Source organism: Vibrio navarrensis, assembly GCF_015767675.1.
In the GTDB taxonomy this organism is placed as follows: Bacteria; Pseudomonadota; Gammaproteobacteria; order Enterobacterales; family Vibrionaceae; genus Vibrio.
In genome coordinates this window covers 604325-626447 of sequence record NZ_CP065218.1, presented here as the reverse complement: position 1 = coordinate 626447, position 22123 = coordinate 604325, and the positions used below count along the sequence as shown (strand labels likewise).

General features: G+C 48.4%; 19 protein-coding genes and 1 pseudogene. 7 read left to right on the top strand and 13 right to left on the bottom strand.

Features of this window, described 5'->3' with window-relative positions:
* Positions 1-41: 41 nt before the first annotated feature.
* From I3X05_RS19490 to I3X05_RS19480, 3 genes and pseudogenes are all read right to left on the bottom strand, one after another.
* On the bottom strand, positions 42-2525 hold the full coding sequence (locus I3X05_RS19490; RefSeq protein WP_337971430.1) for a bifunctional diguanylate cyclase/phosphodiesterase: 2484 nt from the start codon (positions 2523-2525) through the stop codon (positions 42-44).
* Between the two features lie 332 nt (positions 2526-2857).
* A pseudogene (locus I3X05_RS19485) lies at positions 2858-3957 on the bottom strand (DUF3541 domain-containing protein).
* Between the two features lie 71 nt (positions 3958-4028).
* Entirely contained in the window at positions 4029-4643 is a 615-nt protein-coding gene (locus I3X05_RS19480) for an alpha-ketoglutarate-dependent dioxygenase AlkB family protein (protein WP_045568721.1), read from the bottom strand.
* Between the two features lie 143 nt (positions 4644-4786).
* Between I3X05_RS19480 and I3X05_RS19475 the strand changes: the two genes are divergently transcribed.
* Positions 4787-6169: a diguanylate cyclase gene (locus I3X05_RS19475; RefSeq protein WP_045568720.1), complete on the top strand. Its 1383-nt coding sequence runs from the start codon at positions 4787-4789 to the stop codon at positions 6167-6169.
* Positions 6170-6745: 576 nt separating this feature from the next.
* On the opposite strand, the gene I3X05_RS19470 is transcribed toward I3X05_RS19475, so the two are convergent.
* Entirely contained in the window at positions 6746-8266 is a 1521-nt protein-coding gene (locus tag I3X05_RS19470; RefSeq protein ID WP_045568719.1) for a DUF3612 domain-containing protein, read from the bottom strand.
* Positions 8267-8449: 183 nt separating this feature from the next.
* On the opposite strand from I3X05_RS19470, the gene I3X05_RS19465 reads away from it, so the two are divergent.
* On the top strand, positions 8450-9025 hold the full coding sequence (locus I3X05_RS19465) for a malate synthase (protein WP_039441250.1): 576 nt from the start codon (positions 8450-8452) through the stop codon (positions 9023-9025).
* Between the two features lie 138 nt (positions 9026-9163).
* Here I3X05_RS19465 and I3X05_RS19460 read toward each other — a convergent pair whose 3' ends face one another.
* Entirely contained in the window at positions 9164-10180 is a 1017-nt protein-coding gene (locus tag I3X05_RS19460) for a GGDEF domain-containing protein (RefSeq protein WP_045568718.1), read from the bottom strand.
* A gap of 300 nt (positions 10181-10480) precedes the next feature.
* Positions 10481-11620 carry a peptide-methionine (R)-S-oxide reductase MsrB gene (msrB, locus tag I3X05_RS19455; protein ID WP_045568717.1) on the bottom strand — a complete coding sequence of 380 codons (1140 nt, stop codon included), beginning with the start codon at positions 11618-11620 and terminating at the stop codon, positions 10481-10483.
* A 145-nt stretch (positions 11621-11765) separates the two neighbouring features.
* Between msrB and I3X05_RS19450 the strand changes: the two genes are divergently transcribed.
* Positions 11766-12164, top strand: coding sequence for an OsmC family protein (locus tag I3X05_RS19450; protein ID WP_039434725.1), 399 nt, complete (start codon positions 11766-11768; stop codon positions 12162-12164).
* A gap of 111 nt (positions 12165-12275) precedes the next feature.
* A complete protein-coding gene (locus tag I3X05_RS19445) occupies positions 12276-12821 on the top strand; it encodes a sugar O-acetyltransferase (RefSeq protein WP_045568715.1) in 546 nt (181 codons plus the stop codon).
* Here I3X05_RS19445 and I3X05_RS19440 read toward each other — a convergent pair.
* The 3 genes from I3X05_RS19440 to I3X05_RS19430 all read right to left on the bottom strand — a co-directional run bounded on the left by I3X05_RS19440 (position 12814) and on the right by I3X05_RS19430 (position 14815).
* Entirely contained in the window at positions 12814-13503 is a 690-nt protein-coding gene (locus tag I3X05_RS19440; RefSeq protein WP_193157563.1) for a helix-turn-helix transcriptional regulator, read from the bottom strand. The genes I3X05_RS19445 and I3X05_RS19440 overlap by 8 nt on opposite strands.
* Positions 13504-13528: 25 nt before the next feature.
* Positions 13529-13840, bottom strand: a complete 312-nt coding sequence (locus tag I3X05_RS19435) for an antibiotic biosynthesis monooxygenase family protein (protein ID WP_172566266.1) — start codon at positions 13838-13840, stop codon at positions 13529-13531.
* A gap of 69 nt (positions 13841-13909) precedes the next feature.
* Positions 13910-14815, bottom strand: a complete 906-nt coding sequence (locus tag I3X05_RS19430) for a LysR family transcriptional regulator (RefSeq protein ID WP_193157564.1) — start codon at positions 14813-14815, stop codon at positions 13910-13912.
* A gap of 112 nt (positions 14816-14927) precedes the next feature.
* On the opposite strand from I3X05_RS19430, the gene yjjG reads away from it, so the two are divergent.
* Positions 14928-15602: a pyrimidine 5'-nucleotidase gene (gene yjjG, locus I3X05_RS19425; RefSeq protein WP_045568711.1), complete on the top strand. Its 675-nt coding sequence runs from the start codon at positions 14928-14930 to the stop codon at positions 15600-15602.
* Here yjjG and I3X05_RS19420 read toward each other — a convergent pair.
* Positions 15599-16300: a lipoate--protein ligase family protein gene (locus I3X05_RS19420; protein ID WP_193157565.1), complete on the bottom strand. Its 702-nt coding sequence runs from the start codon at positions 16298-16300 to the stop codon at positions 15599-15601. The genes yjjG and I3X05_RS19420 overlap by 4 nt on opposite strands.
* A gap of 71 nt (positions 16301-16371) precedes the next feature.
* Complete coding sequence (locus I3X05_RS19415; protein ID WP_045568709.1) at positions 16372-17526, bottom strand: PLP-dependent aminotransferase family protein; 1155 nt, start codon at positions 17524-17526, stop codon at positions 16372-16374.
* Positions 17527-17658: 132 nt separating this feature from the next.
* Here I3X05_RS19415 and I3X05_RS19410 point away from each other — a divergent pair, with 132 nt between their 5' ends.
* Both I3X05_RS19410 and phnR read left to right on the top strand, forming a co-directional pair.
* Positions 17659-18528, top strand: a complete 870-nt coding sequence (locus I3X05_RS19410) for an AraC family transcriptional regulator (RefSeq protein WP_193157566.1) — start codon at positions 17659-17661, stop codon at positions 18526-18528.
* Between the two features lie 184 nt (positions 18529-18712).
* Positions 18713-19417: a phosphonate utilization transcriptional regulator PhnR gene (phnR, locus tag I3X05_RS19405; protein WP_045568707.1), complete on the top strand. Its 705-nt coding sequence runs from the start codon at positions 18713-18715 to the stop codon at positions 19415-19417.
* A gap of 218 nt (positions 19418-19635) precedes the next feature.
* Here the strand turns inward: phnR and I3X05_RS19400 are convergent, their stop codons facing one another.
* Positions 19636-20190, bottom strand: coding sequence for an outer membrane beta-barrel protein (locus I3X05_RS19400; protein WP_045568706.1), 555 nt, complete (start codon positions 20188-20190; stop codon positions 19636-19638).
* Between the two features lie 373 nt (positions 20191-20563).
* Positions 20564-22048 carry a peptide MFS transporter gene (locus I3X05_RS19395; protein ID WP_045568705.1) on the bottom strand — a complete coding sequence of 495 codons (1485 nt, stop codon included), beginning with the start codon at positions 22046-22048 and terminating at the stop codon, positions 20564-20566.
* Positions 22049-22123 lie beyond the last annotated feature (75 nt).

Here is a 22123-nt window from a genome sequence, read left to right as displayed (position 1 = left end):
AAGTGTTACCACGAAAACTCACACTTGGAACTCTTCTCGCTCTATTTGGCGGGTGTGGTGTATTTTTCAGCGAGCAGCTGCGCACTGATCGGCCTTTCAATCAAATAGCCTTGCAAAATATCGCAGCCATATTCTTTGAGCTTTTGGCGCTGGGCCTCGGTTTCTACCCCCTCGGCAACCACTCTCATTTCAGAAGAACGAGCGATGGCGATAATCGCTTTCACTAAAGAATCGCTCTGCTCAGAATTGAGCATTTTGTCGATGAACAGGCGGTCAACCTTGATTTCATCAAGAGTGAGGTGACTCAGATAGCTGAGTGAGGAGTAGCCGGTACCAAAGTCGTCGAGTGAGATGGTAAACCCGAGTTCTTTTAGCTGCTCAATGATCGGTTTCACTTTTGGCATGTCGTTGATCAGCACGTTTTCGGTAATTTCCAGCGTAATACGATGGTTGGCAATTTGGTAACGCGCTGCGGCTCCGGTCAACTGTGTGACGAAAGCGTCGTTGATCAGTTGCATCGGCGAGATGTTGATCGACAAGTTTAAGTCAGAATCGCCATCCGGAAAGAGCTGGCTTATCTCTTCGCAGGCGCGATGGATGACAAATTGCCCTAATTGGTTGATAAGGCCAATTTCTTCAGCCAGCGAGATAAACTCAATCGGCGAAACATGTCCTAGTTGAGGGTTGTGCCAGCGGAGTAAACTCTCCACGCCATGTAACTTACCGCTTTCGGTCTCGATTTGTGGTTGATAAACCACATACAGTTCACCGCGTTCGATTGCGCCACGCAATTCACGCTCAAGTAAGAAATCATGTTGGACTTGCAAGTTGATGCTGCTATCGAAAAACAGTACATCGCCTTTTTGCCGCGCTTTTGATTTGTAGAGCACGATATCGGCTTTGGAAATCAGTTCTTCAGGGTCGTGGCCGTCGGATGGGTACACAGCAACGCCAATCGAACAACTTGTGAACAGGACTTTATTGTCAATGACGAACTGCTGACGAAAAACCTGTTTGATTTTTTCCACTTTTTGTTGGGTTTGCGCCAAGTTGTCAAGACAAGGGAAACAGAAAATAAATTCATCGCCGCCAAAACGTGCGACAAAATCGCCTGGTTCGAGGAACGCCTCAAATTTCTTGCCAATTTCACTGAGCAAGCGATCGCCTGCCGAGTGGCCGTACAAATCATTCACTTTCTTGAAATCATCCAGATCGACGAACATCACCGCCAATTGACAGCATTGCTGTTCTGATTTCTCAATGCCTTCACGAATGCGCTCATGGAGCAGAGAACGGTTTGGCAGCCCGGTCAATTCATCATGGCGGGCGATGTATTCCAGTTGGTCTTTGGTCTGTTTCAACTGTTTGAAATCTTGATTGATACGCCGCTGGAAACGCTGGAAGCGTTTGGCTATCACACGGCTTAACCCCAGTGAAAACAGCGCAACAATCGCAATGGTAGCACTGCCCAGAGTCGCCATTTGCCTAAAGGTACTTTGCCCTTCACTTTTTGCCTGTAACTCTCTTTGCTTGAGGTAGTTTTGGCTGACTTGCTCATACACGCCGGAGCCTATGGTCCAGCCCCATGCTGGGATTTTAATTACGTAACTGGTTTTGGTTTGATCATCCAAACCCGATGGCAAGTAGGCCGCTTGATAGGTAACAAATTGGTGGTCGGCTTTGGCAAGACGCGCAGCATCCGATGGGCTTGCTTCGCTCTCCCCTTGCAGGGCATTACGACCAATAATGTTCGGGTCGATGTGCGACAAGACAGTGCCTTTTTCGTCCATCACAAACACGTAGCCGTAATCACCAAAGCGTAGGTTGTTTATCCATTTGAGAACAGTGGCTTTGATGTCGTTTTCCACATCGACCACATAATCGCCGGTACCGATGAACCAGTCATAAGGCGCGAAATACTTGCCAAAACCGATTTTCTCAAACTCGTGGTTTTTATTGTCGGGTTTGACAAACCACCAGCGGTAAAAGGCTTCGTCATTCGCCTTTACCTGCTCACCCATTTCACGCACGATGTAGCTGCCACGCACGTCTCTAAAATCCCACAAAGAGGTGCCTTCAACTTTAGGCAGCAGCGGGTGCATGATGCTCATGCCGTCAATTTTGTAGATGAAAAAATAGCCACGGCCTTGATTGAAGCGAATGTCACGCAGTGCGTCGGTGATCATTTTCGTCACGCTGGCCTCGGGGAGATGGCGGTTGCTTTCGTAGATGCGCGTGGCAATTTTGTGCGCTTCGTAAATGCGTTCACGGATGGTACTTTCCAACTGCTCTTCAGTCAGTTCACGCGCATAGTCGACTTGCTGAGCAACGTATTCGACCTGACTGGTGAGCTGAGTGCTTTGTCGCTGTTGGAAATCGGCGCGCAGAGAAATTAACTCCTGCTCGGAATGCAACATCACATCGCGAACGGACAATGCCGTCCATAGCAAGGCAAAAACAGCGACGATGGCGGCGGGGGCATAAGTGATGAGGGTCAGCAGTTTTTTATCCGTGAGCTCTGCCATGTACCATCCTTATCTCAACAAAGCGGGTGAGTCATATTAACAAAGTGATTAGAAAATGCGTTATTAATAATTAAAATATTCGCTTCAAAGTCGTTAAGATCCAGTTTTTATTCAATAAATACATTTTATTACAGTGAGTAGTGTGCGACTAGTGTAGGCAATTTTGCACATACTTATTTCATGGATGAATGTCTAAGGTGATGAATCACCATTCATTTATTTGAAGTTGGCGATGAGGAATATCGAGCAGACTTTTGCTGAAGTAGGTATCGATAAAGTCGATTCAATCGCTCCACACCAACTCGCTTGCTGGTGTGGAACGAAAGCGATGTTTAAGGTTTGGCTTTCTCTTTGTTCGCGACCAAACCGTAGGGAATGGAGGAAAATACTTTTGGATTGCTCGTCACCGTTGGTGCTGCATTCACTTGCTGCCAATCCAGCAGCATGATGGCCAACACATTGCGATGCTCACCACTTTTTAGGTCGAACTCACCGGAAACTGAGGGAATCATGCCCTTCTCGCGATTTATTGATGCTTGAATCGCTTGGCGGGTCTTCTCGACCACAGGGTCATTTTCGAGGCCAGCGAGCAGAAAGCTGATACCGACTTCGGCGATGATATCCTCTTTCACCCGGAGCAAAATGGTATCAATATTGTCGCGAAAATAGTCGTAAATCCACTGATGCTGCTTCTCATCGACTTGATGTTGGTAATATTCAGAATCGGCAAAAATAATGTGCGTCATGCCATACAACTTGTTGCCATATTGCTGAGGCGTGAGTTTTTATCGCTTGCATCTGGGTAAGTACGGCGAAATGCTTGAATAAAATCATTCACCACATCTTGCTCACCAAGCTGCTTTAACCAGTAAACTTGATTTGCTAGCTGCGCAGCCCAAGCCTTAATCATGTCTGAGTCGGTGGCATATTTCTTAAAATCATAGCGGCGGATCACTTCACGCAGTTTGTCGTCTTGTCGGTGAGCTAATCCATATTCGTCAGCGCGAGCCATTGAGCCGATAAGATCGACGCCAAGATAGAGATACTCTGGCATATGCTTGGTTGCGGTATAACGTAATCTGCTGCGCTCATCGGTTTCGTCCATATAGCCAGTCAAACGTTTCTCTGCATAGAGAATAATTTGCTCAGGTTTGTGCACCTCTGCGGCAAAGTAGTTGAGCCGACTGGCCACTCTGGCTAAATCGCTCCAAACCGCGGCAGCGTATTTGCTGTCTAAGGTTTGGCGAAACATACGCTGACCGTAATGGCCTTCGGCATAAGCGGGTAAGGTATAAAGTTGGCTTTCGTAGGTTGTTTTGATCTGCTGTGCTGATTGTTCAAAACTCAGTGGAGTAACTTCTTCACTCGCGTTGGTGTGGAATGCAGCACAGGCCGATACCAACACAGCCAAATATCCGATTTTAAAACGCATAACCTTGTCCTGTTATCACTTTGATAAATTGAACTCTAGCAGCTATGGTTTGGGTTAATGTAATTGCTTGGTCAATAAACGGTAGGATTGACGTGCCGAAACGTCAGGTTGATGCGTTCCGCCTTGGATTTGGCCGTTTTCGGTACGCAATGACGCCAATAGGTTTGTGTTGTGCCTGCCATAACAAGCAAAGAACCCGCTTGCAGCTCAAACTCGATTTTTTCTTTGGTCTCGATGTGTTGCAGTAGGAAACGGCGTGATTCGCCCAAAGTCAGTGACGCAATAATCGGGTGTTTGCCTAACTCTGGTTCATTATCTTGATGCCAGCCCATGGAATCCTGACCGTTGCGGTAGAGGTTGGCGAGTACGGAATTAAACTGCGCCCCAGATGCCAACTCGCAGCGTTGTTTGAGTTCTAGAAGACCATCCGTCCAAGGGGAGGGTTGCATGGTTAAACCGGAATAACGATAGACGGCATCCCCACACCAAGCCTGCAGACGAGGTTGGAGCACTTGTTTACCAAACAGAGTGATCGCTTCTTGGGCCCAAGGGAGCTCAGTGTATAACCGATGAAAATAGCGCTGTGCCTGACTAGGAGAAAGGAATTGCGGATCCCAGTACAAAAGCCCAGCAGATCGAATGGCAAACCATTTATCGTGATGGAACAGAGAGGGTTGCTGCGTCATAAGTTGTCCGAAAATTCAAACTCGTGAAATATGCTTACTATTATTAACCAGATTGGTTTATTCTTATACATAGTAACTTTTTTAACAATAATAACGATTTATTGATCATTATACCTATCTCTTAGGCGTGGACAGGGGCTTAGATGAAGTACACGTTCGATAAACAGTGGGGCATAAAACTGCTGTTTTTTCTTTTTGTTGTGCTCTCAGCAGGTGTGGTTGAAGTACTCAATCGCAATCAGTTGCAAGTGTTGGAAGATCATTTGCAGCGAGAAGCAAAAGATCAACTTTCAGCGATTCGGTCTAAGCTGGAAGCGACGATTGTTTCTGACATTTATATTGTTAGTAGTTTAGCGACGTTGGTTTCACTTCATCCTAGCAGTAATGTTCAGGCGCTCAACGAAGCGTCTTCCAAAATCATTCGTAAAGGACGCCACCTCAAAAACGTCGTGTTAGCCAAAGATGACGTGGTGAATTACGTTTATCCTCTGTCTGGCAACGAGCAAGTGCTTGGCCTTGATTATCATACGGTGCCCAAGCAGTGGGCCTCTATTTTGAAAGCAAAAAACATCGCTGAGATCTTTATTGCTGGTCCAGTGAACTTGGTTCAAGGTGGCAGAGGCTTGATAGCCAGAGTGCCCATCTTTAGCGATCCGCCGCTCAATACGCAGTACTGGGGGGTGTGTAGTGCAGTCTTAAACCTCGATTCCCTTTTCACCGATGTGGGCTTAGTGAGTTTTGCTTACAAGTACAAATTGGCGATCAAAGGCTACGATAGCCAAGGGGCGGATGGCGATATTTTCTGGGGAGAGCAAGAGACCTACGACTTAGCGTTTGTTCGCGAAAAAGTGAATTTTCCGTATGGTGGCTGGGTTTTGGCTGTGGCGAAAAATGAGCAATTCTTGGCGGGCGTACCATGGTATCAGCTGAATATTGTTCGTTTGCTGGGTTATCCAATTCTGCTTTTACTTGGGCTGGTTTTCATCACCATTTATCGTTTGTACGACATTGCTCGCATTCGCTCCCTGCACGATGAATTGACAGGGTTACCCAATCGGCGTTACTTCATGTATTCACTGGATCGCTATTTCAGACACGCGCAAAAATTGGGTAAAGATGAGACTTTTGCGGTGATCAATTTCGACTTAGATCGCTTTAAACACATCAACGATACGTTTGGTCATGCGGCGGGGGATAAAGTGTTGCTTGCCTGTGCCGAGCGAGTAAAAAGCACATTGCGTTCCACCGATATTATTGCCCGGATTGGTGGCGACGAATTTTTAATTATTTTGCCGCGAGTGCAAAAGCAGGAAGACATTGCACAACTGATTGAAAAGTTGAAATCCGCTCTTTGCGCCAACCCGGTGGTATATGAGAGTGAGTTGATCTACCTGCACGTCAGTATTGGTTATGCTTTTTTCCACCACGACTTGCGTAACTTTGATGACATGCTCAAAGAAGCGGATGATCGTATGTATCTGGAGAAGAAGCTGCAGCGTGAAGCGGCCAGTTCTTTGGTGAGCTAAAAGCGAGCTTTGGCTTGTTACGCCACTAAAGCTTGAACGCGCTGAGCTGAGTTTGCATCTCCTGCATTTCAGATTGATACCCTTTCACTATCTCATTCAAGCCATTCGCCTGGCAGCAAGGCATTCTCTGTTATTGATTAATAAGCCGATTGGTGAATTTTGACCTGCCTAGTCAGTAAAGGTGACGTTAAAAGGCTGTTGTGTCTGGACAAGGGAGAACGTCGTTAATGTCACACATTTCCAGAATGAAATAAGACGAGCATAATAATACGATTAACTAATAATTTTAACTATTAACAATGCACTCGATGGCATAATGCGCTGTCTTTGCAAATTGAGAATGCGATATGCAAATAATATCTGTAAAACAACGATATTCAGCACAAAAATAGACCTTTTAGACAATTATTTTTTTGGCACGCATCGTGCTTTACCTAGTATGACCCTTATTAAGCCGAGGGTCACCTAGCCAACTGACGTTGTTAGTGGACACAGATTGTTCACACGTATAAACGGCCAAACACCTTGCTTGTGTTTGGCCTCTTTTTTATCTGCAATTTGCCGATTTGCTTAAAATTATTCCTCACCACATTTTGCGTAGCAGCTTGGTTGGCGCGGGCACACCGCTCCGCGGGAGCAGATCAAGCGAGCGGGTGCGTTGATACCTCGTTCTATCCACTTGATATTGAGTATTTTGGCAATCGTCGTCAGATCTTTCTTTATATGGTAGGGCACTTCGCTACTGCCACCATGGTTAACGCACAAACGCTTTAACTCTTCTGCGATTTCAATCGCATCGCCACCCTGTGCGTTGATCGCCGGGTTGAGATCAATGCCTGCACAAAGCACGCGATTATTGCCAGCAGGATCAACCACATTCACCGATTCGCAGCAGTACAACCTAGGCTCATTGCCAACATTGAGAATGGAAAGCTGAGCAGAGCTCCCCGGTTGTGATTCAGACAGCTTACGAAACACCGCCCAATGCTGACACGGATCGTTTACCGTGCGCATGTTTCCCCAAGGCAGCGGGATGCCGTTACCGCGATACACCGCTTTGAGTTTACCGGGGCCATACGCATCGAAATAATGCCAATGAGGATAAGGCGAGACTACCGTCATGCGGCGCATGGCAACAGAGGGAGAAACCCCGGCCTTCTTGTGCACGTCGATTTCATAGCCGCTCCGATCGAGTAATTGGCGAAACGGTACTTTCGGGCAGAGCAGCGCTCCTGCAAAAAAGCTGGATTCAAAATCACGCCACGCCAGCAGAATATCTTGGGAGTTGAGGTCGGATGTCGGAGAGAGATCGTCGGCTTGGTCCCAGTGGTTTTGATGACCAATTGAGAGAACGCTTTTCACGCTGTCGGCACTGTGCAAAATGCGATGACCTATGTACACCGCTAAATCGTACTTTAGCCGAGTTGGATACTCTTTCATCATGCTGTTGAGATAAATGGTGCTCGGCGGTTCCATAAAGGAAGTCACCAACTGTTTGGCGTTAACGCCCAGCTCGTCAACCACATCTTTCGGCGTGCGGCTTATCCAGCGGATGTCCATTCCCAAGCTTTTGGCGATATCGATGAGATCTTCCACCGACATATTGAGGCGTTTTTTTCCGATCTCTTCCGCGGCACGTTCCAGATCCGGGAAGTGGTTTTGGTTCGCTTCCTGATGAGCGCGGATCAGCAGATGAGCAAACTGTCGCCCAGTGATGCCCGTTTGCGAGAGCATTTCCGGAATTGCGATTTGTAAAATGTCATTGGAGAACAAAAAGCTGGGCTCAAGCGCCATGCCACTTAACCCGCCACGATTACCTTTGTTGGGCGTGATCGCTTCTAATTCGGGCTCGTCATCCAAAAACCAAGCGGGATCTTTTTGAAACACTTCGGCAATGACTTCCAGCATATCGATGCTCGGAACCCGTTTACCGCGCTCGATCATCGAGAGGTAGGAGACCGATGGCGCGTATTCAGGATTGATGCGAATACAGCGTGCAGAGAGATCTTCCATAGTTAAATGGTTGTTTTTTCTTAGGTTCCTAATCTTGGTTCCGAGAAAATGCGATTGGCGAATCAAGCTTTTTGACACAGACATTTTGTAAAATTCACATTGTAAAATTTTTGTTGTGAAATTGTAGTAAAAAATTCGCTAGTCTACATAGTGAGCAGGCAAGGAAAAAAACCTTCCACTTCACAGAATTGTTAGAAACCAAACGCAAGTTTAAAGTTTTTGCTCCAGAAGCAAAAAAGGAATGAGATTTTCTAAGAGGGAAAGACGATGAATATGCTTAGATTCGATAAAAATGATATCCAACAACAACACCGCCCATTTATCGCAGAAGCCGTCTTTGCCGTCGAAGCGGTGAGCTCAAGCGAACAAAATGAGAAGCAACTGAAAGCGAAACAACTGCTTGATCGCCTTTTCCCGCTGGAAAATGGTTCACATCAAGACGTCACCAGCTACGTGATCGACTATCGCCACCTGATGGCTTATTTTGCGGACGGTACGCACAGTGGCTTGCGCTCTCCCAAGCACTTTGTCGCCTTTACTGGTGGAAAAGAAGATCCTTGCTCTATCCTGCTGCGTGATGAAACAGGTAGCCATGTGGAAGTGATGCTGGGTTGTCACAAAGGGACAGGCTGTGTTGAATTGATTGAAATCGATGACATCCAACTGGAAACGCGCACCACATTCAGCCCGTCGTTAACTGGCGATGCCCCCACCGCGATGCGTCACTGGATTAGCCTTGTGAAAGGGGATGTGAATGGTAAGCCAATGGCAAGCAGTGAAGATAAAGAGTACACCGCGAAAAATGGTGAAGACTACATTCTGAGCTACTGCTACAGCATCTAAGTATAAAATGAGAAAACCCCGGAAAAGTGTGCTTTTCCGGGGTTTTTTGTCTGAGTAGAAAATCGCTGGTTAGAGTGCTGAGCAGCGTTATTTCACTGACGTAATTAAAGTAGCAACGCGATTAAAGCCGTGATGTGATTAAAGTGGCATCACACGGTTTCGGCCAAGCTGTTTTGCTTCGTAGAGCAGTTTATCGGTGCGATCGATAAAATCGTCTGGCGTTTCACCCGTTTTCCATTCAGCCACACCGAATGACGCGGTGATGTTTTCCACCTGCTTTCCGGAACGTTTATCTTTGACTTTCAGTTTTTCGACATTGCGCCGCAGTGATTCGGCGAATTGTCTAGCGATGCGCAGCGACTTGTTAGGAACGATCAGCGCAAACTCTTCACCGCCAAATCGGTACGCGGTAATCCCTTCGCGGCAGCTCATTTGCAGACGTTTGGCGATGGCGCGGATCACGGTATCGCCAAACAAATGGCCGTAGTTGTCATTGAATGATTTGAAATGGTCGATATCCAGCAAGATCAAACTAATGTTCTGTTCAGCGTTCACCAAAGCACGCAGATCGTTATTGAATGCGCGGCGGTTGTAGAGGCTCGACAGGCCATCAAATAGCGCGTCTTTTTGCACTTCGGCAAGCTGCTCTTTGAGGCGTGAGATCTCAGTGCTGGCGTTATTGAGCTGACTGCTAAGAAATCGGGTCGAGTGGCGAATTTCTCGTGATTCAGACACCAGTTCTCGAATCACCCCCATCACCTCTTCAATACTCAGCCCCTCATCTTCGACTTTTTCCAGCTTGCTGAAATTTTTGTCCACCAAGGCGGTAAAAGAGGACGTATCGGAGAGAGTATCCGACATGGAGCTGGCGATCTCACCGAGCAAGATCTCGATGCTGTCTTTGAGCTCTCGCAGGCTGGTTTCCGTTTTACTCGCCACATAACTGTGGTAGAGCTGTTCGCTGGTGGCAGGTGGGCAGATGCCGAAGTTTTCCAACACCGTGTCTAGCTCTTGGTTTAACTGGGGAATAGCATTGTCGACGTAGGTATACCAAAGCGCGTAATTAGCAGGCGTCGCTGCTACATGATTTTTAATCATCAAGGGGACCGCTTTTTTGAGATTGGCGGTGGATTTCTTAAAGTCGTCGCTTGTCATTCTAATTATGCTTTTAACGATAGCTAAACAATCATACTGCTAAGATTAGCGGATGAACGATTGAGATGCTGGAGTTTTTGCCATTTTTTGAACAGCGATTATTAAAAATATTGCTGAGTCAATCAATGTATTTTATGACTTTGTGCACAGGTAATGCATTGCCTTGACAAAATGTGCAACGGAGATAGAAGAGTTCAATAAGTTACCGTACGAGCATTGTCATAGCGAATGGGAAAATCGGCGGTCAGGCAACGATAAAAGACGCGCCTGACCGCTATTCTGCCATTTCAGCAAAAGGGCTTATTTTTCAAACAGTGCAGCGTATTCTCCGTAGCCGTTTGCTTCGAGTTCGGCTGCCGGAATAAAACGCATCGCCGCCGAATTCATGCAGTATCTTAAGCCCGTTGGCGCTGGGCCATCTTCAAACACATGCCCGAGATGGGAATCACCGTAGCGGCTTCTGACTTCGGTGCGTGGGTACACCAGCTTGTAGTCGGTTTTAGTGACAATATAAGCGGGATTGATCGGCTGGGTAAAACTCGGCCAGCCGGTGCCTGATTTGTATTTGTCGGTTGAAGAAAACAGTGGCTCTCCGGTGACCACATCCACATAGATACCCGGTTGTTTATTATCCCAATACTCATTTTGGAACGCGCGCTCTGTGCCGTCTTCTTGCGTTACGTAGTATTGCAGCTCGCTCAATTTGGCTTTGATTTCTGCATCCGACGGTTTGCTGTAGGGCTTGGCGCTTTTGATCTGCTGCTGTTCATCAATCAGCTGGCGAAGCGTTTTCGGCTGCTCATTGCGCTCATCACCAAACACCTCGTCCAAGTACTTGTCGCGGCCAGAAGCATAGCGGTAATACTTGTACTTCAGGCTGCTCTTTTTGTAGTAGTCCTGATGATACTCTTCTGCCGGATAGAAGATTTTGTACTCAATCAACTCGGTTTTCAGTGGCGCGGGATAGATGTTGGCTTCATCGACCTCTTTTAAGAAGTGCTGCGCAATACGCTTTTGTTCGGCATTGTGATAAAAAATGGCCGGACGGTATTGTGGGCCGCGATCAACAAAGGAGCCTTTATCGTCAGTGGGGTCAATGTGGCGAAGAAAGTAATCCAGTACCGCTTCGTAGCTCACCACTTTTGGATCGTACTGAAACTGAATGACTTCTAAATGGCCGCTTTTGCCCGAAGAGACTTGGCGGTACGTTGGATTGACCACATCGCCGCCCGAATAACCCGAAATGACATCGTAGACGCCGTCGAGTTTCTCCATATCTGATTCCGTACACCAAAAACAGCCGCCCGCCAGTGTGGCGGTTTGCAGTTTGCCGTGGGCGTCATTTTTCATCGTATCGGCCACGCCGATATTGCTGTAGCCGATGACGAGAAGTGAAAACATCATCGGCACCAGCCAAATGAACTTAGTCAACTTTTTCATACTTACCTCAAGGTTTTCGCTTGTTGTACGTAATAAGAACGAAGAGGCAGCAAAAAAATTACAGCGAAAAGAAAATTTCCATTGCCTTCACTCACCAGCTAGCTAAATTAGGCCCTTGTAACGTCACGATAAAAAAGAGGAAGCCATGCAAGCTGAAGTGAAGTGGGTTGAAGATTTTAAATTTCTGGGTCAATCGCAATCGGGGCACTCGGTAGTGATGGATGGCAATGGTGGTGCCACAGCACCAAGCCCAATGGAGATGGTGTTGATGGCTGCTGGCGGTTGCAGCTCGGTGGATGTGGTCGATGGCCTGAAATCGGCAGGACAGAAAGTGACCGCGTGCAGTGCGAAGCTGACGACTGAGCGCCGTGACACCGCGCCGCGCATTTTTACTGCGATCAACATTCATTTTAGCGTTTCTGGGGAAGCGTTAGATCCTGCGTTAGTGGAAAAGGTCACCGCCGATTCGCTGCAAAAATACTGCTCCGTTTGCCTGATGTTGGGTGCTGGTGTTGAGATGACTCACAGTTGGGAAATCGTCTGAACGCCAAGCTCGCCACAAAATCACAAAGAGGAAGAGAAAAGCGCCTGCTTTTCTCTTTTTTCCTTTATAGGGCCAAGTAGGATAAAGCCGTTGGTGAATAGGAAGAATCTGATGACAGAATTTGAAAAAATGATGAACGGCTTGATCTTTGATGGGGCAGACCCTGAGATTGATGCCATTCGCAGCCGGGCTATGGAGCTTTTACTGCGTTTGAATGTGACGACACAAGGCGATCAGCGCGCCATTTTACAGCAGCAGTTATTTGGCCATGTAGGGGAGAGCTTTATTCAATCGCCGTTCATGTGTGAATTTGGCCAAACCATTCATATTGGTGAACAAACTTTTATCAATATGAATGTGGTGATGCTTGACGGGGCGAAGATCACCATTGGCGATCACGTATTGATCGGGCCGAGTTGTCAGTTCTATACCGCATCTCACTCGCTCGATTACCGCAGTCGCCGCCGCTGGGAAACATTCTGCAAGCCAATTGTGGTCGAGGATGATGTGTGGATCGGCGGAAACTGTGTCATCAATCAAGGTGTTACCATTGGAGCCCGTTCGGTCATTGCTGCTAATTCGGTGGTGAATCACGATGTACCGCCTGATTGTTTGTATGGCGGTACGCCAGCCAAATTGATCCGCGTGCTCAACTAGTGGGGGGAACGCAGTGCGCCAGATAGTAAGACAAAGATTTGCTCTCGCTGGTGGTAAAAGTTTCTTCGCTGACGGATAGCGATTCGATTCGATCGAGGCGAAAGTGGCGATAATCGTTGCGCAGTTCGCACCATGCCACCAGAGTCCAATGCTTTCCCCAAAAGATTTGTCCGAGCGGATGCAGACGGCGTTTGGTTATCGACCCTTTTTCATCTTGATAGCCGACATCGACAATAAACTGGCTGTCGGTAGCGTGACGAAGCAATAGAGCACGTTTGGCGGTGTCGGACTGGATGTGATAATCGGGCACCAAGATAGGGAACTCTTCCACCTGCCGTTTCAGTTTGTCGGGCAGCACAGAAAGAATTTTGGCAGACGCTGAGTGTGAGGCTTGAGCCAGTTCGGCATCGGACCACGCCCTGACCATGCACATGCCAAGTTCAAGCGCCACCATCTCTTTTTCGCTAAACATCAATGGCGGCAGGTGTGAGCCGTTTTGCAGCAAATAGCCCACCCCCGCCTCGCCGCAAATAGGAACCCCAGAGCTGAGCAGCGACTGAATGTCGCGGTAGATGGTACGTTCACTGACGGCCATGGTTTCCGCAAGTTGCTTGGCGGTCACCGCATAACGCTTCGAGCGCAACAAGGTCAACAGTTCAAACAGACGTTCCGATTTGCTCATGGGGTTCCTTTTTTGGTCTTTGCGTTTAGAGGTTGCAACTGCTCATTTTGATCAATTGGTGACGCATGTCGACCGAGTTTGGTTCAATTAACGCCATCAGCGGTTGGCAGTCCGCGTGGCTCTTAAACTGTTCACCCGCTTTTTTTGCTGCCTCCATATCTTGCCAGTAAACCACATCCGTCCAACTGTCGCTTGCAGCGTCGTGGCTCAGCGAGCGGTACAAAAAGCCGGGTTGGCTGGCGACAAAAGCTTGGCTCTGCTCGCTGGCTGCGATGTAAGTTTGTGCTGACGTACCTTCAATCAGTTTGAAGCTGACCATTTCAATAACTTGTTCCATGAGATTCTCTCCTGTTGTCTGAGTTCATGGAAAGCATAATGCGTGGCTTTGTCAGAAGATGTCAGTAGCCTAATCCCAATACGACGTATCGCTGCCAAGTTTCTCGCTGAGAAAGTCAATAAACATTCTTACTTTCAAGGGCATATGTTTACGCTGTGGGTAGACAGCGTAGAGAAAATGTTCTGGTAAACGATACTCTGGCATAAGATTGACCAACGCCCCGGAGCGCAGTTCCTTGCCAATAATAAAGGTGGGCATCTGCGCCACGCCAATGCCTGCGATGAGGGCGCGGCGAATGGCCTCGCTGTTATTGACGATGAAATTGCCTCTTGGTAGCACCTTAAATTCCTGCTCTTGGTGGAGAAATAGCCACTCATTGCCGCCGCGAAAATAACTGTAGCGCAGACAGTTGTGATCCACGAGATCGGCGGGTTTTTGCGGCGCACCCATCTTCGCGACGTAACTCGGTGATGCGCATAAAACGGTGCGACATGGCGCAAGGCGTTTGGCGATCAGGTTGGAATCCGGCAAGTGACCGATACGGATGCCGAGATCAAAACCGCCCTCCACCAGATCAACCATTTTGTCTTCCAGTTGTAGATCGATTTCCACTTCAGGATAGCGGCTAAGAAATTCGCTGATCAGCGGCGCGACATGTAAGACACCAAACGTCATCGGCGCGGTGATTTTCAAACGACCTTGCGGAGAACCATGCAGCTCAGAAACGGCGTCGACGCCACGTTTGGCAAGGCTCAGTGCTTGCGATGCATAGTCGTAGTAGCGTTGTCCCGCTTCGGTCAGGCTCAGCTTGCGGGTGGTGCGGTTGAGTAAGCGAATACCCAAGCCATCTTCAAGATGGCTGATGCGTTTACTCACCGCCGATTTGGTCAGATTGAGCTGTTTCGCTGCTTGCGAAAAGCTGCCACAGTCGACCACAGTGACGAACACGGGCAGATCGGCAAATTGATTGATCATAAGCAAAATTGTTGAGCAGATGGACACAATGTTTTTCTATTGAGAGAGATTATATTCATATTAAAAACAATCTAAACTACCCCGGTAATAAAACGCAGTAGTGGACACAGAAATGAAATACGATTGGATATGGTTTGACGCCGACGAAACCCTTTTTCACTTTGACGCTTTCAAAGGCATGCAGTTGATGTTTGCCCGTAAAGGGGTGGATTTTACCGAGCAAGATTTTCACCACTATCAAAAAGTCAACAAGCCGCTGTGGGTCGACTATCAAGACGGTAAAATCACCGCCGATGAGATCAAACATCGCCGCTTTAAGGAGTGGGCCGAGAAACTCAATACCACCACGTTGGAACTCAATAGTGCGTTTCTTGAAGCCATGGCCGATATTTGTACCTTGTTGCCTGGGGTCAAGGAGCTAATGGAAGCGCTGAACGGTAAAGTCAAAATGGGCATCATCACCAACGGTTTTACTGAGTTGCAGGCGATTCGTCTCGAGCGCACCGGCATGGCGGGTTATTTTGATAAGGTGGTGATCTCCGAGCAGGTGGGCGTGGCAAAGCCGGATCTGGCGATTTTTGATCACGCGCTGCAAGTGGCTGGGCAGCCGTGTAAAAGCAAGATCTTGATGGTTGGGGACAACTTGCATTCCGACATCCTCGGCGGCATGAATTTCGGCATCGAGACGTGTTGGCTGAACCATCAAGGTAACCCGGCCGATGAACGTATTGCGCCGAGCTATACAGTCAGTTCCATGGCTGAACTGCATGCCATTTTGCTCGCTTAAGCGTAACGCAGAAAACAGTCCGCTAAGGTTTGCATCAGGCTCTCGATAGAGGGCTTTTTTTGTAGATGAGAAAAGAGTGGCGTGTGAACGTCGGCTTTGATCTCTACGTCACGCTGGCTGAGCCGATTACACAGTTGTACCGGCTGTACAATCCGCGCCATATCGGCATCAATCAAAATGCACGCTTGCGCCAGTATCACTTGCCCGCCCTCTTTTTTCAGCAGCACTCGCTGTGCGGTGCCAACCACTTTTTGTCCGCCAATATTGAGATTGTAATCGCCATCGCAGTAGGAATGCGGCGTGGCGTGGACATCGACCTCTAAGCCATAGTGGAGAAAGAAGTGGCGTAAGATGTCACACAGTTTCAAGTACGCACTGCGAATGTCATATGCTTGATCGTGCGGCCAATGATAGAGGTGCGAAAGGTTGATAATGCCGGGCACTTGCGGCACTGGCGCGCCACCGGTTTTTCTGGCCGTCAGTTGCCAGCCCAATTGGGCCAGTTCTCGGTGTAACTGCTCAGTTTGTGGCCACTTGTTCCCCGCTGGCAAGACAAGCGTTGGCTGTTTGACCTGCCACAGCAGCAGCGCTTGCTCTAGTTCACCCGTTTGCACTTGTTTGATTAACGCCGCCTCGCGTTGGAAAAGCTCGTCAGCCTCGATGCTGAGATAGCGGATGAGTTTGTTCTTAGCTGCCACAGGTCACCTTTTAGCGCGTATAAAAAACCGCCCGAAGGCGGTTCATGTCACTGTATTTTAATGGAATTGACTTAAACCAAGGCCAGTTTAAGCCCTTCGGCCAATCGGGTCACGGCTTCTTTCAACTGCTCTGGGGTCGCGTTAGTAAAGTTGAGACGCAGCGCGGCAGGTGCAGCTTGTCCGGCAGGGTAGAAAACAGGGCTAGGCACCACGGCAACACCATTGCCTAGCAGCGCTTTAGCCAATGCGAAGGTATCGCATGGTGGCAAAGTGACCCAGACAAACATACCGCCATCAACGGGCTTCAGTTGGCAGTTTGCTGGGAGCTGCTCTTGTAGCGCTTGCGCGAGCACTTGATAGCGAGCGTGGTACAGGGTGCGGATTTTTTGCATATGTTCAGGGAACTGCTCATGCTGCAATAAGCCAAGCAGCAGAGCTTGCATTGGTACGCTGGAGTGCAGATCTGCGCCTTGTTTGACTTTGATAAGTGGCTCTAAGTAGCTGGTTTTGCCAGTGACAATACCGATACGCAGACCCGGAGAGGCTATCTTGGAGAAAGATCGCAGCACGATAGAATCTTGCGGGCAGAAGTCCGATACCAGCGGCAGAGCTTCCCCTTGGAAGCGTAGCTCGCGATACGGCGCATCTTCAATAAAGGCGACTTTATGCTCAATGCACAGCTTAGCCACTTGCTGACGTGTCTCGAGTGACCAGCAGACCCCTGTTGGGTTGTGGAAATCTGGCACCGCGTAAAACATCTTTGGCGCGTGTTGTTTGAAACAGGCTGCCAACTCATCAAGGTTTGGCCCGTATTCGTTTTGCGACACGGTGACGATGTTCGCGCTCACTAAGCCAAAGACTTGCATCGCGCCGAGGTAGCTTGGCGCCTCCATCACGACGGTGTCACCCGGATTGATGTAAGCTCGTGCGATCAGATCTAATCCTTGCTGCGAGCCGGTGCAAGCCATCGCCATGTGTGTCTCTGGCAGCGCCATGTATGTTTTGAGAAAGCGCAGCAAAGGTGCATAACCCGCCGTTGCGCCATACTGGAACACTTCAGGCATCTGAGACAATTTTTCCAAGGTCGGCTTCATTAGCTCGATTGGAAAAGTCTGCTCGTCTGGCAAACCGCCAGCAAGAGAGATCACACTAGGGTCGCTGGCAGCGGCGAGGATTTCGCGAATATAGGAAGATTGAATCTGTTGTAATGAGCGAGCGATTTCCATGGGGTTTCCTGTCTGTGCTTTGATTTTGTTATTCGACTGATAGTACATCCGGTTGTGTTTTATGGTGTGTCCATTTATGCTGTTGAATATGTCCATTTATGCTATTTTCGTTCACAAGGCCGCCTTTTCGTCATGAGTAAACAGCACATTTCGCGCATCAATGATGTGCTTTACTACATTCATCAAGACATTAGCCGTGAGCTGTCTGCTCGCGAGTTGGCCGAAATCGCTGCATATTCGGAGCAACATTTTCATCGTGTGTTTAAACAGGTGGTGGGTGAATCGATTCACCAATATATTCGCCGCACTCGTATGGAATACGCCGCCAATCAATTGATGTTTGATACGCGCTCATCGGTGCTGGATATCGCCAATAAGTGCGGGTTTACGTCGCTTTCCTCTTTTAGTCGCGCATTTAAAGCCACTTTTCATATGGCTCCGGGGGAGTGGCGAGGGCACGATCCGCATGTCTCGGACAAACCCTACCTGAAAGATCCAGAAGTGGCGGCGGGCTACCATCGGGTCGCGAAACGCAGTTTGCCTGAGCCGAAAATTGTAGAGGTGCCGCAAAGATTGGCTGCGTATGTGCGCCATGTCGGCTACAACCGTTCAATCAAGAAGTCGTGGCTAATTTTAAAAGCGTGGGCGAGTGCGGAAGGGCGGCCATTTGCGGCGCAATTTGGCTTGCATCACTCCAATCCAGCTTGGGTCGAACTGGATAAATGTCGCTATGTTGCCTGTATCGGCATCGATAAACTGCTGAAATATCGAGGTATCGTCAACCAGATGGTCATTCCTGGCGGGCTGCATGCGGTCTTTCGTTTGCACGGTGTGTATGGGGAGTTGCTGCCGCAAATCAGTCAAGTACTGGAAAAATGGCTGCCCGATTCGGGCTTTAAACTGCGCTCAACCCCGGCTTACGTGCACTATCACCGCAACCATTTTGTCGATGAAAACGAAGCGTTTGAACTCGATTTCTATCTGCCAATTAGCTTTTTCTAAGCCAGATTGTCGCAGTACAAACGGTTTTTCAATGTGACCTAACCCGTTTGTTTACCAGCACTGCTCGATATCGCTAGCTATTTGTTTGTTAATGCATTAGCCACCACTTCTGCGGTAGTATTCTTCTACTTAGCCAACACCATTCCCGCCTCTGGCAGCCATGGCGAAAAAATAAGGACACCCAGTGCAATACGTAAAAATTAAAGATGCCATCGTAGAGCAGATTGAAGCGGGCATGTTGTCACCTCGGCAGAAATTGCCCGCAGAGCGTAAATTGGCGGAATCGTTTGATACCACGCGCGTGACTCTGCGTGAGGCGCTGGGCCTGCTTGAAGCGGAAGGGCGCATCTACCGCGAAGATCGCCGAGGCTGGTTTATCTCGCCTGCGCCGCTGCGTTATGACCCGACGCAAACACTCAATTTTACCAATATGGCTTTGGCGCAAAATCGCCAACCGAAAACCGAACTGCTGCTGGCAAAAGCCATCTTGGCCAATAAAGTGGCCTCACGTCTGCTGAATTTACAGCCGTTCTCCGATGTTTATCGTGTTGATCGTGTGCGTTATCTTGAAGATCGCCCAGTGGCGTACGTGACCAATTATGTGCGCCCAGAGCGCTTCCCTAACCTTTTGGATTTCGATTTGTCGCAATCGCTGACGGACATTTACCGCGATCACTTTGGCGTGGTGTATCAGAAAATTCGTTACCGCATTACCACCAGCAGTTTATTAGGCGAGGTGGCTCAAGCGCTGCGCGCTACATCGGGTACGCCAGCGATGGTGGTTGAGCGAGTCAACTACAGCCAGCAAGGCGAGTTGATTGACTGCCATATTCAGTACTGGCGCCATGATGCATTGTGTATTGAATCGTTAGCGCAACTGTCTCAATAGAACCCAAGGTGGGTTAGCAAGGCTCCTGTTTGGGAGCCTTTTGTTTAAGGAGATTGAATGGATTTTTTACCCGAGGCGTGATACTGATCCTGCTGGAAATTCTTCTCTCGCTTGGTTTGGGCTAGCAGGTTGTAAATGGCCAGATAGCTCTCGCTGGGGGAAGATGGAGAGCTACCTAGCCTATCTCTTAATGACACTGATCTCTGAATGACAACAGGTTAAAAGCGCACTTGAGCGCCAAGCATCACCCCGCCGGAAGAAAAGTCGCTGTTTTTGGCGTAGTTGTATTCGAGGTTTAAGCCGAAGTGTTTGTAGGCCCAAGCGACCCCCGCCGCCGCTTCACCACCAAGGCTTGATTCTTTGTACTCTGTGTTGCTCTGACCACTGGTTTTCACTGTGTAGCTCAGTGTGTAGTAAGTGAGGCCGCCTTTTCCGTAGAGCTCAAAACCGGCTCCCAGTGGGTAACTGGCGTAGCCACTCACTCTCTCTCCACCATAGCTGACATCTTTCACTTCGCTAATGGGGCTTATCAGCGTTGAACCAATGCCATTAAACGCCCCTTTTAAACCTGGCTCGATGCCGAAGTACTCATTGAACATGTAGCGGTAGTAGATATCGCCAAGAAACATATCGCCATCTTGGTCGCCAACTTTGGTGCTATAGCTAACGTCACCATAGCCTAAACTGCCACCAATCACGTGTTTGTTAGGCGTAGCGTGCGCCGCTAAGGAAAGGACAGACAGCAAACCAGCGAAAGCGTATTTGTAAGACATAAGATCTCCGAATTCTCGAATAATTTAGTTGTGCAGCGTATATTGGGTCCACGTCGTTGTGTTGCTTTCTGGCATAACTGCCGATTGTCCTTTTCGAATGGCTTGATGATGAAAGCCATGTTTCGGTCAACTCACCAAAGCGTCTCGCCTGTACGGTTTAAAGCATAAGCGGTAAATTTTGAACGCTGTGCATTTGTTTATTTTATGAGAAAAAGCACGGAGCTTTTGTATGGATTTGTAAGGAGCCGTGCTGAGGATAGAGCGAGTTTCGACTTTTAACTAACAGTTCAAATAGTTAATAGCGAAATGGTTACTTGTGAAAAAGTAAAAAGCCCGCGAATGCGGGCTAGATATCAATCGAGGTGAGGGCAAATTAGCTGCGCGCTTCCAGCTCAATACTCTTCGTTGGGGTTTGCTTCGCTTCTGCCGCTTGCAACATTTTGCGAATTACCAAAGAGGCGCCCAGTGCCACACCGACCATCACCACTGCTAGCACGGTGAGTAACTGGAAGTAGTCGCCATACACCGTGTGCACAATCTCTTGTGTGATGGCTTGGCCTTTCTCCAGTGCTATTGAGGTGGAGAACACCGCGCCAACAATGCCGCTTAGCGCAATCGCCACCGAGAAGAGACTGACCGAGAAGTTTTCTATGTGTTTCGGCGCAACCGAAAGGATAAAGGCCACCACCATTGAACCGACGATCACCTCAGCAAAAGCTTGGAAGAAGTGAATGGCTAAGAAAATTTCAGGGCGGATCAGCACATCTTCACCGACGGTGGTTACCGCTAAGGTAAGAATACCGAACGCAATCGCGGTGAGAATAAACGAGAAGCCGACTTTGGTCGCGGTGGAGAAGTTGATGTTGCGTTTTTCAAGGCTAGAGAAAAACAGTGCAATCACAGGACCCGCCACCATACACCATAGTGGGTTCATCGCCATGGCCGCTTCCGGCGCAACCGGAATAAAACCAAACAGATCGCCGCGCATGGTGTTGATCGCCACCATGTTCATCGAGGTCATCATTTGGCCGTAGTAGACAAAGAAGCAGGTGGTGAGGAAGGTGATGATCAAAATCGTACCCATCTTCAACGCATCGCTCTTATCCGATTTCAGCATCAGTGATATGAAATAGATAATGGCCGCAGCGCCGATGGCGTAAACGATGTTCTGGCCTATCGCCATGTTGGAGAACATGAAGAACACTAAACCGATCATGCCTAAAGATAAGGTAAGAAATGCCGCCCAATGTTTGCTGCTGACGGGTTGCTGGTCGATTTCCGTCGCTACATCACGCAGCCCTTTATTCATCAAGACTAGGGTGATCACGGCAGATGCGGCCAACACCGACGAGAGCATAAAGCTGCCGTTAAAGCCAACGACCAACACAAACATCGGAAACAGGTATTGGCCGAGGAAGGCACCAATGTTGTTGACCGAGTAGTTCACTGGGTAGCCGTTTTCAAAGTCTTCCTGAGAGTTAAAAGTGCGCTTGTATAAACTGGGATAAGAAGGAGACATCAAACCGCGTGAATAGCTTGCCAAAGCGATACCACTAAGTGCCATCGGTACATTTTGCGTTGTGGCGCCGAGCACCAGCAAAGTGTAACCACTGGCGAAGCCGAAATAAGCGATAGTCAGAGCCCGATAAGCACCGAGGAACTTGTCGGCGATAAAGCCGCCCGCAATGGCAAACAGCGGCCCGATGGCGGAAAAAGCACCGACCACCATCATGGTGTCCGCTTCGCTGTAATTTAGCTCTTCGAGGAAAAATCGGGTCAGGATGACCATCACGCCGTAGAAAGATAAGCCAAACATCATTTGGCAGAACATCATGGATTTATTTAGTTTATTCCACATAATTAATTGCTCATATTTGATTTATAGGCAGTGTTTATAACTGCTTTTATTCTACTTAACCGGTTAGTAATATTT

Coding starts and splice junctions, on each gene's coding strand:
- I3X05_RS19400 (WP_045568706.1), bottom strand. CDS start 20,190: ATGTCTTACAAATACGCTTTCGCTGGTTTGCTGTCTGTCCTTTCCTTA.
- I3X05_RS19470 (WP_045568719.1), bottom strand. CDS start 8,266: ATGTCTGTGTCAAAAAGCTTGATTCGCCAATCGCATTTTCTCGGAACC.
- I3X05_RS19460 (WP_045568718.1), bottom strand. CDS start 10,180: ATGACAAGCGACGACTTTAAGAAATCCACCGCCAATCTCAAAAAAGCG.
- I3X05_RS19415 (WP_045568709.1), bottom strand. CDS start 17,526: ATGGAAATCGCTCGCTCATTACAACAGATTCAATCTTCCTATATTCGC.
- I3X05_RS19490 (WP_337971430.1), bottom strand. CDS start 2,525: ATGGCAGAGCTCACGGATAAAAAACTGCTGACCCTCATCACTTATGCC.
- I3X05_RS19465 (WP_039441250.1), top strand. CDS start 8,450: ATGAATATGCTTAGATTCGATAAAAATGATATCCAACAACAACACCGC.
- I3X05_RS19480 (WP_045568721.1), bottom strand. CDS start 4,643: ATGACGCAGCAACCCTCTCTGTTCCATCACGATAAATGGTTTGCCATT.
- I3X05_RS19475 (WP_045568720.1), top strand. CDS start 4,787: ATGAAGTACACGTTCGATAAACAGTGGGGCATAAAACTGCTGTTTTTT.
- I3X05_RS19430 (WP_193157564.1), bottom strand. CDS start 14,815: ATGATCAATCAATTTGCCGATCTGCCCGTGTTCGTCACTGTGGTCGAC.
- I3X05_RS19440 (WP_193157563.1), bottom strand. CDS start 13,503: ATGAGCAAATCGGAACGTCTGTTTGAACTGTTGACCTTGTTGCGCTCG.
- I3X05_RS19445 (WP_045568715.1), top strand. CDS start 12,276: ATGACAGAATTTGAAAAAATGATGAACGGCTTGATCTTTGATGGGGCA.
- I3X05_RS19450 (WP_039434725.1), top strand. CDS start 11,766: ATGCAAGCTGAAGTGAAGTGGGTTGAAGATTTTAAATTTCTGGGTCAA.
- msrB (WP_045568717.1), bottom strand. CDS start 11,620: ATGAAAAAGTTGACTAAGTTCATTTGGCTGGTGCCGATGATGTTTTCA.
- I3X05_RS19395 (WP_045568705.1), bottom strand. CDS start 22,048: ATGTGGAATAAACTAAATAAATCCATGATGTTCTGCCAAATGATGTTT.
- I3X05_RS19435 (WP_172566266.1), bottom strand. CDS start 13,840: ATGGAACAAGTTATTGAAATGGTCAGCTTCAAACTGATTGAAGGTACG.
- yjjG (WP_045568711.1), top strand. CDS start 14,928: ATGAAATACGATTGGATATGGTTTGACGCCGACGAAACCCTTTTTCAC.
- I3X05_RS19410 (WP_193157566.1), top strand. CDS start 17,659: ATGAGTAAACAGCACATTTCGCGCATCAATGATGTGCTTTACTACATT.